This window comes from Tigheibacillus halophilus (assembly GCF_042683165.1).
Classification (GTDB): domain Bacteria; phylum Bacillota; class Bacilli; order Bacillales; family Amphibacillaceae; genus Tigheibacillus; species Tigheibacillus halophilus.
On sequence record NZ_JBHUIZ010000014.1, the window covers coordinates 169317 to 183908 of the forward strand.

Sequence of the window (14592 nt, forward strand, 5' to 3'; positions counted from 1 at the left end):
ATGGATCAGCGTGTGGCTCTAATTAAATTTGACTGGTACTTCATTTAATCAGGAAATCTTTTTTTCGCTTTGCTGTAAGTAATTGCCAATATACTTTGCCAGATCAATAACACGTTTGGAATAACCCCATTCATTATCATACCATGCCAGCACCTTCATTTTGTTCCCTTCCATAACCATTGTCGACAGCCCATCGACAATAGCCGAATAGTCAGTCGACGTATAATCAATTGACACCAAAGGTTCATCGCTATAATGCAAAATACCCTTCAAGCTGTTATTTGCCGCTTGGCGAAATGCTTCATTTACCGTTTCGGCTGTAACCTGCTCTTTGACATCCACTACAAGATCAACCAAAGAAACATTCGGTGTCGGCACTCTTAATGACATACCATGAAGTTTCCCCTGCAGGTGCGGGAGTACCAGACCAAGCGCTTTGGCGGCACCTGTAGAAGTCGGAATGATAGACTGTGTGCAGCCTCTGGCACGTCGCAGATCCTTATGTGGGCTGTCAAGGTTCTTCTGATCGTTTGTAAAGGCATGTACAGTTGTCATCAAACCGTTCATGATGGTGAAATGATCATCAAGCACTTTTACAACCGGCGCAAGACAATTGGTTGTACAGGAAGCATTTGAAATCACATCTTCATTCGCTGTATAAGAGCCATGGTTTACCCCCATCACGATCGTGTTATCTACATCAGAACCTGGCGCAGTAATGACCACCTTTTTAGCCCCAGCCTGAAGATGCAGGCCAGCATCTTCTCTCGTTTTGAACTTTCCTGTCGCTTCAATAACGATATCAATCTTGTGTTTCTTCCATGGAAGTTCTTCAGGATGACGAGAATGAACAAGCAAAACTTCTTTTCCATTGATTTCAAGACTATCAGCAAGCGCTTTCACCTCGCCATCAAAAATACCATGGACACTATCGTATTTAATAAGATGCGCTAGTGTTTCCGGAGGATAACTCGCATTGATGGCTACTACTTCCAACTGTGGATCTTTGATTGCTTGCCGAAATACCATTCTTCCAATTCTTCCGAAACCATTTATCGCAATACGGTTCTTGTTCATCCATAATCCTCCTGTTGTATATGTTATACTTTTTATTAATAATTCCACTAATAGTATAACACATTGCAAATAAAAATGTGAGAATAAATTCCCCAATTACGGAACAAATCCGGCGTATGTCCTCACAAGAAAAAACCGAAAACCACTTATTTTAGGTGGTTTTCGGTGTTAAGTATGCTCCAATTTGCCAATATCTCAAACAGCTGCTTTTTCGTACTAGCTTTTGAGCCATTATTATCGATCACAGCATCAGCCATTTTAACTTTTTCTTCGATCGGGATTTGCGCCTGTATCCTATTCAAGGCATCTGCTTCTGAGGAACCGTCGCGTGAAATCAGCCGTTCAAGCTGAAGACTCTCTTTAACAAAGACAACCAACGTTTGATCGACAAAGGACATCAACTTCCCCTCAAACAGCAACGGAATATCCAGTACCACTGCAGCAGCCCCTTTTGCAACATATGCATCGCGCTGTTTGACCATTTTTTGGCGTACAGCTGGATGGACAATTTTATTCAATCGTTCTCTTTTTTCCGGGTCGGTAAAAATGATTTCTCCAAGTGCTTTTCTGTTAATCGTTTTATCCGACTTCAATATGGCTTCTCCGAATGTGGCAATGATTTCTGCATAGGCAGGTTCTCCGTATGCAACCGCTTCTCTGGCAAGCACATCTGCATCTATCACGGGAATACCAAGGTCTTTGAACATATTGCTTACCGTGCTTTTTCCGGTTGCGATGCCCCCTGTCAATCCAATAACAACTGTCATATTTCTAACTCCTTTGAAGAGATGGTATTGCTAATCAGACGATTTATTTATTTTTGGCAGTGCAGGCAAACGTGGGTCCCCCGGCCAGCTACCTTCATTTTCACTATTTCGCAGCCGCAATCTTTGCATGGCTTATTTTCCTGCCCGTAAACATATAATTCGAGCTGGAACATGCCCATGTTTCCTTGCGAATTGACATATGACCTGATGGTCGAGCCCCCTTTTGCAACCGCATTTGTAATGGTAGCGATCGCTTGGGAACGGATTGCTGCCGTTTCTTTTTTGCTCAGTGTATCCGCTCTTCTGGTAGGAAGAATGCCAGCTTTGAATAAAGTCTCATCGACGTATATGTTCCCAAGCCCCGCTACAACTGACTGGTCAAGCAGCACTGCTTTAATGAGCCGATTCGTATGTTGCAGTTTTTGATAAAAATAATCCAGGGTGAAAGCCTCGTCGAATGGATCTGGTCCAAGCTTGTTCAGCGGAGACTCGGTCAACTCCATCCCTTTAGGAAAAAGATGCATTGTCCCAAATTTGCGGACATCATTATACCGCAGTTCTGTTTGATCGGTAAAAGTAAAAATGACATGTGTATGCTTCTTGACCTTCTCTTCCTTTTGATGGACGCTATACTTCCCTTCCATGCGCAAATGAGATACGAGCGTATAATCATCAAGTTCAAACAGCAAAAATTTCCCCCTGCGATGGATATTTAAAATGCTTTGGCCCAGCAAATCCATCCTGAATGCAGCTGTATCACCAGGTCTTTTAATAATTTTGGGCCACTGAATGGTCACATCTTCAATCGTTTTGTGAATAACTAATTGTTTCAGTGTGTTTTTTATCGTTTCTACTTCAGGCAGTTCCGGCATTTTTCGTTCTCCTTACTTTGCATCAAACCAGCTATTCCCAAATGCGTATTCCACTTTCAAAGGAACATGTAATTCTATCGTGTTTTCCATGCATTCCGGGACAATTTCCTTCAGTTTGTCCAACTCATCCTCAGGTGCTTCCAAAATCAATTCATCATGCACTTGCAAAAGCATTTTTGCCTTCATTTTTTCTTTTTTCAGTCGCTGATGTAAATCAATCATGGCTTGCTTGATAATATCAGCGGCACTTCCCTGTATGGGGGTATTCATAGCAGTCCTTTCAGCAAAGCTGCGCTTATTGAAATTTCGGCTGTTGATCTCGGGCAAATAACGGCGTCGATGCATGAAAGTGGTGACAAAGCCTTGATGCTTCGCTTCAGTTACAATGTCTTCCATATATTTTTTCACATCCGGGTATGTGTCAAAATAGCGATCAATAAATTTTTTCGCTTCTTTTCGTGTCACACCCAGGTTTTGTGATAATCCATAATCACTGATGCCATATACAATACCAAAGTTGACAGCTTTTGCCTGTCTGCGCATGTTCGCTGTGACTTCTTCTTCCTTTACATGGAAAACTTCCATAGCGGTACTTGTATGGATATCTTTCTCCTGTTTAAAAGCAGCAATAAGTTTTTCATCATTGGCAATATGGGCAAGCACCCTTAATTCTATTTGCGAATAATCTGCAGAAAACATGATCCAACCCTTTTCAGATGGCACGAATGCCTGCCTGATTCTCCTTCCGGCCTCTAACCTGATAGGGATATTTTGCAGGTTTGGATCTATTGAGCTCAATCTGCCTGTCTGTGTGAGTGCCTGGTTATAACGGGTATGAATTTTTCCCGTTTCATCATTCACTACCTTCAGCAAACCTTCGATGTAAGTCGATTGTAATTTCCCGAGCTGGCGGTAAAGAAGGATTTTGGGAATAATTTCATGTTCTTGCTGAAGTTGCTCCAATACATCGGCAGCTGTAGAGTAACCAGTTTTAGTTTTTTTAATTATTGGCAGCTTCAACTTCTCAAACAGGATAGGGCCTAACTGTTTAGGCGAATTTAAATTAAACGATTCACCAGCCAGTTCGAAAATCTCTTTTTCCACATTTTCCAGCTGCCCCTTCAATTCCTTGCCCATTTTTTCCAAACGTGTTTTGTCTACACTGACTCCAGTGTGTTCCATTTCACCTAATATACAGGCAAGGGGCATTTCGAGTTCCTTTAACAGGCTAGCTTGTTTATTATCTGCAAGTTGCTTTTCCAAATCTGGCTGGACATCGAACATCATGCGCGATTTCCTGGCAATGTGTTCGGCAAGAATGCTTGGTTCAGGTACCTTCTGTTTCGCTCCCTTGCCATATACTTCTTCGTCATACAGCACACCTGAAAGATTGGCACGATGAGCGATGGCTCCAATACTGTGGTTATTTTCAGAAGGGTTCAGTAAATAAGATGCCAGTACGGTATCAAAAACCACACCATGCAGCCGGATGCCTCTGTTCAAAAGCGCAACCATAGAGGTCTTGCTGTCAAACACGATTTTTTGCTTCGTTTCATCTTCTGCCCACTTGCAAAATACTTTCGATTTGAAGGCAACTTCTGAAGGAATGAAATAAGTATGCTCTTCATTTGCGATTCCAATGCCTACGACAGGTGCCTTATGATAATTTTCTTCAAGCATCTCAATCATCAACGCTTCTTTGCCAGTAAACATGTCTTCTTTTACTTCGTCCACTGACTTAAAAGTGATATTCTGCAATACTTTTGACTCCGGCTCTTCTTCCCCATCATCCATTTTTGCCAGTAATGACTGAAAACCGAGGTCTTTAAAGATTTCACTGACTTTTGCAGCGTCATAGGATTCATACACTGTATCTTTCATGCCGATTACAAGTGGGGCGTCCATGTCGATGGTGGCCAATTGTTTGCTCATCACTGCATCTTCATGGTGCTCAGTGAGCTTTTCTTTCAGTTTCTTACCGCTTATTTCATCGATATGCACATATACTTCCTCAAGAGAGTGAAATTGTTTCAGCAATTTTGTGGCAGTTTTTTCACCGACACCTGGCACCCCAGGAATATTATCTGAGCTATCTCCCATCAAACCTTTCAAATCAATGATTTGTTTAGGCGTGATCCCCATTTTTTCCCGCATATGTTCCGGGGTATATGCTTCCATTTCGCTAATGCCTTTTTTGGTGACATGCACTGTCACTTTATCAGTGACTAACTGTAATAGATCCTTGTCCCCTGAAATAACAGAGACTTCAAAACCATCTTTGTCGGCTTGCTGAGAGAGTGTGCCAATAATGTCATCAGCCTCATATTGATCAAGCTGGTAATGTTTGATACCAAACGCATCAAGCAACTCCTTCAAAACAGGGAATTGTTCAGACAACTCAGGGGGAGTTTTCTGTCGCCCGCCTTTATATTCTTTATATGTTGCATGACGAAAAGTCGTTTTTCCTGCATCAAAAGCTACGAGCAAATGTGTTGGCTTATGCTCTTCCAGGACTCGCATAAGCATGGTTGTAAAACCGTACACCGCATTCGTATAAACACCTTTATCATTGTTTAACAGCGGGAGGGCGAAAAAAGCCCGGTAAATAATACTGTTCCCGTCAATCAATACCATTTTTTTTGTCAAGGGAAGACACCTGATCATTTTTGAGGTTGTTGAGCATAAATGGATGATATTTATTGAAAAACAACCTTATTTGGAAATAACCAGGTTTCACCTCCTTATTATTTTTGTGCATCTATGCAGTTACATTTAGTCAGAGCATATCTCTTTTACTATTTTATCATTTTATCCGTTCTTTTCACACAGATAGCGCCCATTTGATTTTATAGACCTTCATGAGGAATAGAAACGGTAAATGTCGTGCCGCCTCCAGGTTCACTTTGCACATCAATGTGCCCCTTGTGATTCTCAACGATATGTTTAACAATAGCAAGCCCCAGCCCGGTACCTCCCGTGTCTCTGCTACGTGCTTCGTCCAGGCGGAAAAACCTTTCAAAAATACGCTGGATCATGTCTTGCTCCATCCCCATGCCAGTGTCTTCCACCTGAATGATTGCCTCTGTTTCAGTTTCATAGATACGCAGTGTGACCGAACCACCCTCAGGTGTATAATTAAATGCATTTGTCAACAAATTGATGAGCACTTGCTTCATCTGATTGGAATCAGCCATGATGTACACATTTCCAGACATTTCTATATAAAATGTAAGATGCCTGTCTCTTGCAAGCATTTCAAAACCAGGTTTTATTTCTGCAATAATCAACTCGAAATCGAATTTCTGAAGCTTCACTGTGGGGTACTCTTTTTCCAGACTTGACAGCGTCAGCAGATCGTTGATTAACGCCTGTAAGCGACTGCTTTCATCATAAATGATTTGTAAAAAATTTTCCCTGGTTTGCTCATCCATATTTTCTTCTAATAATGTTTCTGAAAATCCTTTAATGGAAGTTACTGGTGTCTTCAATTCATGAGAAACATTTGCTACAAAATCTTTTCGCATCATTTCCAATTTTTTTAATTCTGTTATATCATAAAAAGCAAGCACAGCGCCTCTTAACATTCCGCGTTCGTTAAAGATTGGCACCCCTGTCATTTCCATGAATCTGTCAACTACTGACTGTCGGAGAGTCAAGTTGGATTTGATCGTTTTTTCGTAAAGAAATATATTCCGAACCATTTCATGTACTTGCTCATTTGCTATAGCTTCATAATAAAGATACCCTTGGCAATCTTCTTCGGAAATCTTAAAAACTGATAGAAATTCTTGATTGATCAACTGAATATAGCCACGTTCATCGATGAATAATAATGCACTATGCGTATGGTTGATCACACTGGCAAGTTGTTCGGACTGCATTTGTTCCTGGATCGAAAGTTCACTCAAATTTTTTGCCAGAGCATTCACTTTCTTGCTTAGCTCCCCAATTTCTCCGTCAAATCTATGATATATCCTTGCCCGGTAGTTCCCTTTTACAAGCTCTTCAACGGTTCGAACAGCCTGATGCAGCGGCTTGATGAATTTATCAAAGGCGAATAATAGCATTAAAAATAACATAATGCCTTGAAATAAAAGCACACACATAAGTATGATATAGTCCTCGATGACAGTAAGCAGCACTGCACCACTAACCACGATGAGCAGGATGATTCCTATTGTATATTTCCATAAAGCAGTTGAAAAAAGATACTTCATGATGCAGCATCCTCCAATTTATATCCTAGCCCGCGTATTGTCTTGATGTACTGCGGGTTTTTAGAATCCATTTCCAGTTTTTCTCTGAGCCTGCTGATATGCACATCGACAATGCGAGAGTCGCCAACAAAGTCATAGTTCCAAACAGCTAAAAGAAGTCTTTCCCTCGATAAGACCACTCCCCGGTGTTTAGCAAGATAATACAGTAATTCGAATTCCTTGCGTGTAAATGTTATTACTTTATCTCCCTTGACAGCTTCAAACCGTTCGGGGTAAATGCATATGGGTCCAACACGGATTGATTCCTTAGGTATAGTGTCCTCTTTTCTCGTCCTTCTTAATACCGCATTGATTCTGGCCACTACTTCCTTCGGTGAAAATGGCTTGGTCATATAATCGTCCGCCCCCAGGTCAAGCCCGCCGATTTTATCAGCTTCCTCTCCTTTTGCAGTAAGCATTAAAATAGGAACATCATTATCATGCTTCCTTAAGTATTTACAAACTTCAAGACCGCTTATTTTTGGCAGCATCAAATCAAGTACCACCAAATCATACTTTTCACTTTCTGCCCTTTCCAAGGCTTGTAAACCATCGTACGCTTTATCGACTGCGTAGCCAGCTTTTTCTATATGAAACGCCAATAATGTGACGATAGATGATTCATCATCCACCACAAGGATTTTTCCTGCCATGAGATAAACTCTCCCCTCGAGGATTGTATATTTACATTCATCTTACAATGGCTGCCGCAGAAAAGAAACGATTGTAAAGAAAAATTTACAAAACAACTTGGAGCGTCAGCCCAGCCATGCAAAGTTTTATCTTGACACAAGCTGCATGTGTTACAATAAGTTGTATTATTCATTTTCGTAAACCGCCTGTTTTCGAAAAGCAGAATATGACAATTTGATCAGTAAAGGAGGCAAATTTATGAGCCATAGTACAGCATCGCTTCAATCAATTACTAAAAATGTGCCTATCTATCGCAGAGCAATATATACCTTCAGTGCTTCACATTTTTTAAATGACCTTGTAACAACAGGTATGGTTCCTGCGCTGATTGTTTTATATAAAGAAGCACTGCATCTTAGTTTCACGGAGTCATCTCTCATTGTACTGATATCTTATATCACATCTTCTATCTCGCAGCCGTTTTTCGGCATGGTTACAGATCGAAAGCCGCGGGTTTGGTTGTTTAGTGCTGGTGTATTTGCATCCATCGCTGGATTGGCAATGACTGGGATTGCTCCATCGTTTGGATGGCTGCTTTTTTTTATTGCGATTTCAGGTTTAGGATCGGGTGCATTTCATCCAGAAGCATCACGGGGTGCACATCTGGCCTCTGGCACACATAAAGGACATGCGCAGGCCATTTTCCAAGTAGGTGGAAATGCAGGGCAGGCATTCGGACCACTAGTGATCCCATTATTGCTCGTCCATACAGGATTAAAAGGACTACTGTGGCTTATCCCATTAGCGATTCTATCCATCCCTCTTACAGCACAAATGCTAGGCTGGATGAATAAGCAAGTAAAGGCGGCGGCTGCCAAGAAGAAGGAAATTACCGGGAAAAACAATATAGCCGGCGCCATCCAGCTGATTGCGGTTATTATCCTGCGTTCTTGGTGTCAATTGGGTGTAGTTGTATTCTTGCCATTTTATATGTCGCATTTATCCATTGCAGCTTCGGAAACCTTGAATTTTGTGTTTGTCGGCGCTGGCGCACTGGGCACCTTCATTGGTGGAATTTGGTCAGATCGTATCGGATTGAAGAGGCTGATGGTTGGTTCCATGTTGGTTGCCACGCCGGTCGCCATGCTTCTGCCATACGTAAATGGATTTTGGACCGTTGTTATATTACTTATTTTTGGCTTTTCCGTTTTAGCATCTTTCTCCGTAACTGTAGTATATATGCAAAAATTGCTGCCAAAGAATATTGCCCTCGCTTCAGGGTTATCCATCGGAGCAGGAGTTGGAGCTGGCGGGATAGGTTCTGTATTCATGGGTTCAGTTGCTGATATCTTTGGGGTGACTGCTGTGTTCACTATCTTGTCCTTGCTCCCATTGGCTGGGGCATTGCTGGCTTTCTTTCTGCCGAATGACCGAGTGAGCACGCCTACCGCTTCCTCTTGATAGAAAGGATCGATTGATACTGTTTCGATGTATGAAATTCTTTAGCATCGGAAAGTTGACGCAAAAATGCTTGTTTCATTCCTCGTTTCATAGACATTCATAAGCACGAAGAAGGCATTCGCTGTTAAGTTAGCGAATGCCTAATTTTTTGTGATTAAAGGTTGAGCAATACTTGTTTGACTGAATCAGCAGATTTATCAAGCAATCTCTTTTCCTCATTCGTCAAATCCAGTTCAATGATTTTTTCAAGGCCATTTCCCCCAAGTACAATCGGAACACCAAGGTATATACCATTGTAACCATATTCTCCTTCAAGGAAAGCGATAGCGGGAATCACCCGGCGCTGGTCTTTTAAAATTGCTTCGGCCATAACCGTCAACGATGCAGCTGGCGCATAATAAGCACTCCCACTGCCAAGCAAATCGACAATTTCTCCGCCACCTTTGCGGGTACGTTCAACAATGGCATCAAGTCGATCTCTGGAAAGCAATTTTTCCAACGGTACACCGCCGGCATAAGAATAGCGGATCAAAGGAACCATGCTATCCCCATGGCCACCAAGTACAAAACCAGTGATATCTTTCACAGACAGATTCAATTCCTCCGCAATGAATGCACGGAAACGTGCTGTATCCAGCACGCCAGATTGTCCAATCACTCTTTCTTTCGGAAATCCGGATTCTTTAAATACCGTATATGTCATCGCATCGACCGGGTTGGACAAGACAACAATCACGCAGTCGGGAGAATATCTGACAATTTCTTTCGTTACAGACTTCATGATGCTGACATTCGTAGCAACTAAATCATCACGGCTCATACCCGGCTTCCGCGCAACTCCTGCAGTAATGATCACCAAGTCGGAATTTGCTGTTTCAGCATAGTCTGCAGTACCGGTTATTTTAGCATCAAAACCCTGCACAGGCGCTGCCTCAGACATATCCAAAGCTTTCCCTTTTGTGGGATTCTCCATCTTCGGGATATCCACAAGGACAATATCGCCCAGCTCTTTTTGGGCCAGCATCAATGCAGCAGTCGCTCCTGTAAAACCTGAACCGATGACGGAAATTTTTCTGCGTCGAATACCCAAGATCATTCCCCTCTCAACTATCAATCCATATTTTTGATCAATTCATCAGCAAACTCACTGCATTTCACTTCTGTTGCGCCTTCCATCAAACGTGCAAAATCATAAGTGACAACTTTTGATGCAATTGTTTTATCCATCGCTTTGGAGATTAATTCACCAGCTTCTCTCCAACCAAGATGGTCAAGCATCAATACACCTGACAAAATGACAGATGAAGGGTTGACCTTATCAAGTCCTGCATACTTCGGTGCAGTGCCATGAGTCGCTTCAAAAATTGCATGACCAGTATCATAATTGATGTTCGCTCCCGGAGCAATACCAATTCCCCCGACCTGTGCAGCAAGTGCATCAGAGATATAGTCACCATTGAGGTTCATTGTAGCAACGACATCAAATTCGTTCGGACGTGTCAGGATTTGCTGCAAGAAAATATCTGCAATCGCGTCTTTTACAATGATTTTTCCTCCAGATACTGCTTCGGCTTGCGCTTTGTTCGCAGCGTCTTTACCTTTTTCTTCGACAATTTTATCATACTCATTCCAAGTGAATACTTTGTCACCGAATTCCTGCTCAGCCACTTCGTAGCCCCAGGCTTTAAAAGCACCTTCAGTAAATTTCATGATGTTGCCTTTATGCACCAGCGTCACACTTTTTCTGCCTTCGTTCAATGCATACTGGATAGCAGCACGTACAAGGCGTTTTGTTCCTTCTTCCGAAACTGGCTTGATGCCGATACCTGATGTTTCAGGAAAACGGATTTTATGGACATCCATTTCATTTTTCAAAAAGTCGATTACTTTTTTCACTTCTGGAGAACCTTTTTGCCATTCGATGCCCGCATAAATATCTTCTGTATTCTCACGGAATATGACCATATCAACATCTTCAGGGCGCTTAACTGGTGAAGGGACACCGTCAAAATAACGTACTGGGCGTAAGCAAGTGAACAAGTCCAATTCTTGGCGCAAAGCAACGTTCAAAGAACGGATCCCGCCGCCGATAGGTGTGGTCAATGGTCCTTTAATAGCGATTTTATAGTCGCGGATGACGTCCAGTGTCTCACTTGGAAGCCATTCACCAAATTTATCATAAGATTTTTGACCAGCATAAACTTCTTTCCACTGAATCTGTTTTTGGCCATCGTACGCTTTCTCGACCGCTGCCTCCAGGACACGGCTTGCTGCTGCCCAGATATCCGGGCCGGTTCCGTCTCCTTCAATAAATGGAATGATAGGCGTATCTGGTACATTCAGATTCCCATTTTCAACTGTAATTTTTTCACCTTGTGCCATTGTGTAATCCTCCTCAGTATTCTTTATATGTTTTCTATTTTTCCATGATTGCTGCGGGCTGTCTGCCTATTAAAATGCCGATAGAAGCTTAGCTTCTTTTTTCAATTGAAATATAATCTTGCGTTTGTGGCCCAGTATATTCAGCACGAGGCCGTATCAAACGGTTATTGGCATATTGTTCCAGGATATGCGCGATCCAGCCTGATACACGGCTGACAGCGAAAATCGGTGTGAACAGATCATGGTCAATGCCCAGGCTGTGATAAACAGAGGCTGAATAAAAGTCCACGTTTGCAGGAAGTCCTTTTTCTTTTTTGATATATTCTTCAATTTTAACTGACATGTTATACCATTTAGGCTGCCCCGTCAGTTCAGTCAATTCTTTGGACATTTTTTTCAAATGCTTGGCGCGCGGATCCCCATTACGGTAAACCCGGTGCCCCATACCCATGATTTTCTCTTTTCTTTCCAAACGTTCTTGGATATAAGGGACAGCGTTTTCTTCTTCGCCAATTTCTGTCAGCATCTTCATGACCCGCTCGTTCGCCCCGCCATGAAGCGGCCCTTTCAACGCACTAATTGCTGCAGTGACACCGGAATACATGTCTGACAGCGTAGCGACACATACACGCGCTGTGAAAGTGGATGCATTCAATTCGTGGTCAGCATGCAGCACCAGCGCTTTATTGATTGCTTCAATTTCAATACCTTTCGGTTCTTCACCATTCAGCATATACAAAAGATTCGCCGCAAAACTCAAATTGTCCTTCGGCTGGACGGGATCTTTTCCTTCACGGATCCTGGAAAATGCTGCAACAATAGTTGCCATCCGGGCCTGTAACCGGACCGCCTTGCGTTTATTCGCATCCTCAGACATCTCGTCCGCTTCACTGTCGTACAAACCTAATAAAGAAACAGCCGTACGCAGCGCAGCCATCGGATGGACAGTGGACAAATCATAAGAACGCAAATGTGCGATTACAGCTTCAGGCAAAGCCATCTCTTCCCGTAATTGTGTTTTCAATACTTTCAATTCACTCTCAGTCGGAAGCTTTTGATTCCACAACAGATAAATCACTTCTTCAAAACTGGAATTCTCAGCCAAGTCGTCAATGCGATAGCCGGCATATGTCAGCTGATCATCAATAATCGAGCTTATAGCTGATTGTGTTGCCACAACCCCTTCAAGACCTTTTGTTGAAGACATGAAACCCTCTCCTTTTTCTATTATGTAATTCCCTAAAATGGACATCATTTCAGGTAAACAAGAAATATGATTCGGGAGATGCACCAAGCCAACTAAACCCTACAATTTGATGCCATTCGTTCCCCATCCATCATTATAAAGTAAAAAAGCGCTGATGTGAAACGAATGTATTTAAAATGACGTATTTTTGCCAAATCCTGCAGATTTTTAGCAAATTGCGGGCTCAGAGCAGTTCAACTACATTGTTTTTATTCCCTTTTCCTGTGTTCTAAAAACGCTGGAATCGAAAACGCAGCAAGATCGTCTATAATGCTTGCTCAAGCAGTAGTCTATTTATCTTCCTTTTGCATATACATTTCATGAAACCGACTACTCGATATAAATGGGGTTTGCGTTATGTACAAGCAGTTATTTTTACAACTTATGCGTGCTGGAATGGTTTTAGGAATTTTCATATCATGCTATGTCACAGGGAAAATCGTATTGACATATGCCTACCCGTTTATTATTGCTCTATTTTTAGCGTTTTTACTACATCCTGTCGTCTCTTTCATCCAAACAAGGTTGAAGCTCCCCAGACCATTGGCAACTATTTTAGCAATGACGATTTTTATCGTGTCCAGTCTTGCATTGATAATGACGATTATTGCCGAAATAACACAGGGGATGTTTTTTTTGGCGGACAGAATGCCCTTATACTTCGAGTCAGGAGTCGCCCTTTTCAGTGATTTCGTGCATGAACATTTGATACCGTTATATGAACGGATTTCTGCTTTATTCCAAAGACTGCATCCTGCACAGCAGGACACGATAGAACAATATTTACAAGGTGCTAGCTCATACGCTGCCAGCTATGGAGCCTCCTTATTGCAGCAGTTCTTTTTAAAGCTGGCTGGTTTTGCCGTCGTCTTGCCTTCCTCTATCTCAGTAACGCTTTTTACTGTATTAGCCACTTTCTTCATCACAAATGACTATGAAGCGGTGATAAAGCGAATAAAACGATTTTTCCCATCAAAATTGCACAGACATGCAAAAAGCCTGTCATCCCATTTCAAAAGGGGTATGACAGGCTATGCAAAAGCACAGTTGCTGCTGGTAATGACATCAGCGGTAATCATTTTTGCCGGTTTACTGATTTTGCAAATTGAACATGCTATGACGATCACATTACTTGCAGCTTTTGCTGACTTGCTGCCCCTGTTTGGTACGGGCATTATCTTTATCCCTTGGGTCATTTACCTGCTGTTCGCTCAGAAACTGACATTGGCTGCTGCACTTGCATTATTGTATCTTTTTGTATTACTGACAAGGCAAATAATGGAACCAAAAGTTCTTTCCAGCAGTTTGGGAATCAGCCCGCTGCTGAGTCTGACGGTATTATTTGTTGCTATTAAACTTTATGGGGGTATGGGCTTGTTAATGACCCCGATTGTATTGATTTTAATAACTGGAATAATCCAAGCCGGAATCCCAAAATTAGTCTTTAATTTTATAAAAGGTTCCACACCTTTGGACTAACGACGTCGATAAATAATGATATTCTTGCTGAATAAAGCTGACAGGAAAGTGTATAGCATGTGCCTGAAAAACACTCTTGTCCATGGCATGACAAAAAGCAGGCCAAGAATATCCGTAATAAACCCGGGGAAAATCAACAATGCCGCGCCAACCAATACACAAACGCCGTCTAAAATTTGCTTTCCGGGTTTCATGTGATGACGTAAATTCCGTTGCAAGTCTGCCCAGATTTTCATCCCTTGCTGTTTAGCGAGAACGATCCCCAACAAAGCAGTAACTGCGGTCAAGAAAATCACTGCTACAGGACCGAGCCATTTAACCGTGAACACAAAAACGACAGCTTCCAATATCAGCATGATAAAAATCCATGGTATAAATTTGCGCATGCTATCACCTCTACAAAATCAGAATGATGAACA

12 protein-coding genes are annotated in these 14592 nt (G+C 42.1%); 2 read left to right on the forward strand and 10 right to left on the reverse strand.

The features are described from left to right. Positions 1 to 48: 48 nt before the first annotated feature. The 6 genes from ACFSMW_RS15480 to ACFSMW_RS15505 form a co-directional block, all read right to left on the reverse strand. A complete protein-coding gene (locus tag ACFSMW_RS15480) occupies positions 49 to 1077 on the reverse strand; it encodes a glyceraldehyde-3-phosphate dehydrogenase (RefSeq protein WP_390357145.1) in 1029 nt (342 codons plus the stop codon). Between the two features lie 146 nt (positions 1078 to 1223). Continuing rightward, positions 1224 to 1844 (reverse strand): dephospho-CoA kinase, encoded by a 621-nt coding sequence (coaE, locus tag ACFSMW_RS15485; protein WP_390357146.1) that lies wholly within the window; start codon positions 1842 to 1844, stop codon positions 1224 to 1226. Positions 1845 to 1891: 47 nt separating this feature from the next. Beyond that, complete coding sequence (gene mutM / locus ACFSMW_RS15490) at positions 1892 to 2716, reverse strand: DNA-formamidopyrimidine glycosylase (protein WP_390357148.1); 825 nt, start codon at positions 2714 to 2716, stop codon at positions 1892 to 1894. 12 nt (positions 2717 to 2728) lie between these two features. Then, entirely contained in the window at positions 2729 to 5362 is a 2634-nt protein-coding gene (gene polA / locus ACFSMW_RS15495) for a DNA polymerase I (RefSeq protein ID WP_390357150.1), read from the reverse strand. Positions 5363 to 5562: 200 nt separating this feature from the next. Continuing rightward, positions 5563 to 6933, reverse strand: a complete 1371-nt coding sequence (pnpS, locus tag ACFSMW_RS15500; protein ID WP_390357152.1) for a two-component system histidine kinase PnpS — start codon at positions 6931 to 6933, stop codon at positions 5563 to 5565. Continuing rightward, positions 6930 to 7625: a response regulator transcription factor gene (locus tag ACFSMW_RS15505; protein WP_390357154.1), complete on the reverse strand. Its 696-nt coding sequence runs from the start codon at positions 7623 to 7625 to the stop codon at positions 6930 to 6932. Before ACFSMW_RS15505 ends, pnpS begins: the two co-directional genes overlap by 4 nt. Positions 7626 to 7863: 238 nt before the next feature. Here ACFSMW_RS15505 and ACFSMW_RS15510 point away from each other — a divergent pair, with 238 nt between their 5' ends. Next, positions 7864 to 9066, forward strand: a complete 1203-nt coding sequence (locus ACFSMW_RS15510) for an MFS transporter (protein ID WP_390357156.1) — start codon at positions 7864 to 7866, stop codon at positions 9064 to 9066. Positions 9067 to 9220: 154 nt separating this feature from the next. Here the strand turns inward: ACFSMW_RS15510 and mdh are convergent, their stop codons facing one another. The 3 genes from mdh to citZ all read right to left on the reverse strand — a co-directional run bounded on the left by mdh (position 9221) and on the right by citZ (position 12655). After that, the gene (gene mdh, locus ACFSMW_RS15515; protein ID WP_390357157.1) at positions 9221 to 10156 is read right to left on the reverse strand and encodes a malate dehydrogenase; all 936 of its coding nucleotides are present in this window, start codon (positions 10154 to 10156) and stop codon (positions 9221 to 9223) included. Between the two features lie 20 nt (positions 10157 to 10176). After that, complete coding sequence (gene icd / locus ACFSMW_RS15520) at positions 10177 to 11448, reverse strand: NADP-dependent isocitrate dehydrogenase (RefSeq protein ID WP_390357159.1); 1272 nt, start codon at positions 11446 to 11448, stop codon at positions 10177 to 10179. 88 nt (positions 11449 to 11536) lie between these two features. Then, positions 11537 to 12655 carry a citrate synthase gene (citZ, locus tag ACFSMW_RS15525; RefSeq protein ID WP_390357161.1) on the reverse strand — a complete coding sequence of 373 codons (1119 nt, stop codon included), beginning with the start codon at positions 12653 to 12655 and terminating at the stop codon, positions 11537 to 11539. Positions 12656 to 13051: 396 nt separating this feature from the next. Between citZ and ytvI the strand changes: the two genes are divergently transcribed. Continuing rightward, positions 13052 to 14173, forward strand: a complete 1122-nt coding sequence (gene ytvI, locus ACFSMW_RS15530) for a sporulation integral membrane protein YtvI (RefSeq protein WP_390357163.1) — start codon at positions 13052 to 13054, stop codon at positions 14171 to 14173. On the opposite strand, the gene ACFSMW_RS15535 is transcribed toward ytvI, so the two are convergent. After that, complete coding sequence (locus ACFSMW_RS15535; protein ID WP_390357164.1) at positions 14170 to 14559, reverse strand: FxsA family protein; 390 nt, start codon at positions 14557 to 14559, stop codon at positions 14170 to 14172. The two genes, ytvI and ACFSMW_RS15535, sit on opposite strands and share 4 nt — an antisense overlap. Between the last annotated feature and the right edge of the window lie 33 nt (positions 14560 to 14592).

Bases quoted from the DNA above. Each gene is read 5' to 3' on its own strand.
- ACFSMW_RS15480 (WP_390357145.1), bottom strand. From the start codon at position 1,077: ATGAACAAGAACCGTATTGCGATAAATGGTTTCGGAAGAATTGGAAGA.
- coaE (WP_390357146.1), bottom strand. From the start codon at position 1,844: ATGACAGTTGTTATTGGATTGACAGGGGGCATCGCAACCGGAAAAAGC.
- mutM (WP_390357148.1), bottom strand. From the start codon at position 2,716: ATGCCGGAACTGCCTGAAGTAGAAACGATAAAAAACACACTGAAACAA.
- pnpS (WP_390357152.1), bottom strand. From the start codon at position 6,933: ATGAAGTATCTTTTTTCAACTGCTTTATGGAAATATACAATAGGAATC.
- ACFSMW_RS15505 (WP_390357154.1), bottom strand. From the start codon at position 7,625: ATGGCAGGAAAAATCCTTGTGGTGGATGATGAATCATCTATCGTCACA.
- ACFSMW_RS15510 (WP_390357156.1), top strand. From the start codon at position 7,864: ATGAGCCATAGTACAGCATCGCTTCAATCAATTACTAAAAATGTGCCT.
- icd (WP_390357159.1), bottom strand. From the start codon at position 11,448: ATGGCACAAGGTGAAAAAATTACAGTTGAAAATGGGAATCTGAATGTA.
- citZ (WP_390357161.1), bottom strand. From the start codon at position 12,655: ATGTCTTCAACAAAAGGTCTTGAAGGGGTTGTGGCAACACAATCAGCT.
- ytvI (WP_390357163.1), top strand. From the start codon at position 13,052: ATGTACAAGCAGTTATTTTTACAACTTATGCGTGCTGGAATGGTTTTA.
- ACFSMW_RS15535 (WP_390357164.1), bottom strand. From the start codon at position 14,559: ATGCGCAAATTTATACCATGGATTTTTATCATGCTGATATTGGAAGCT.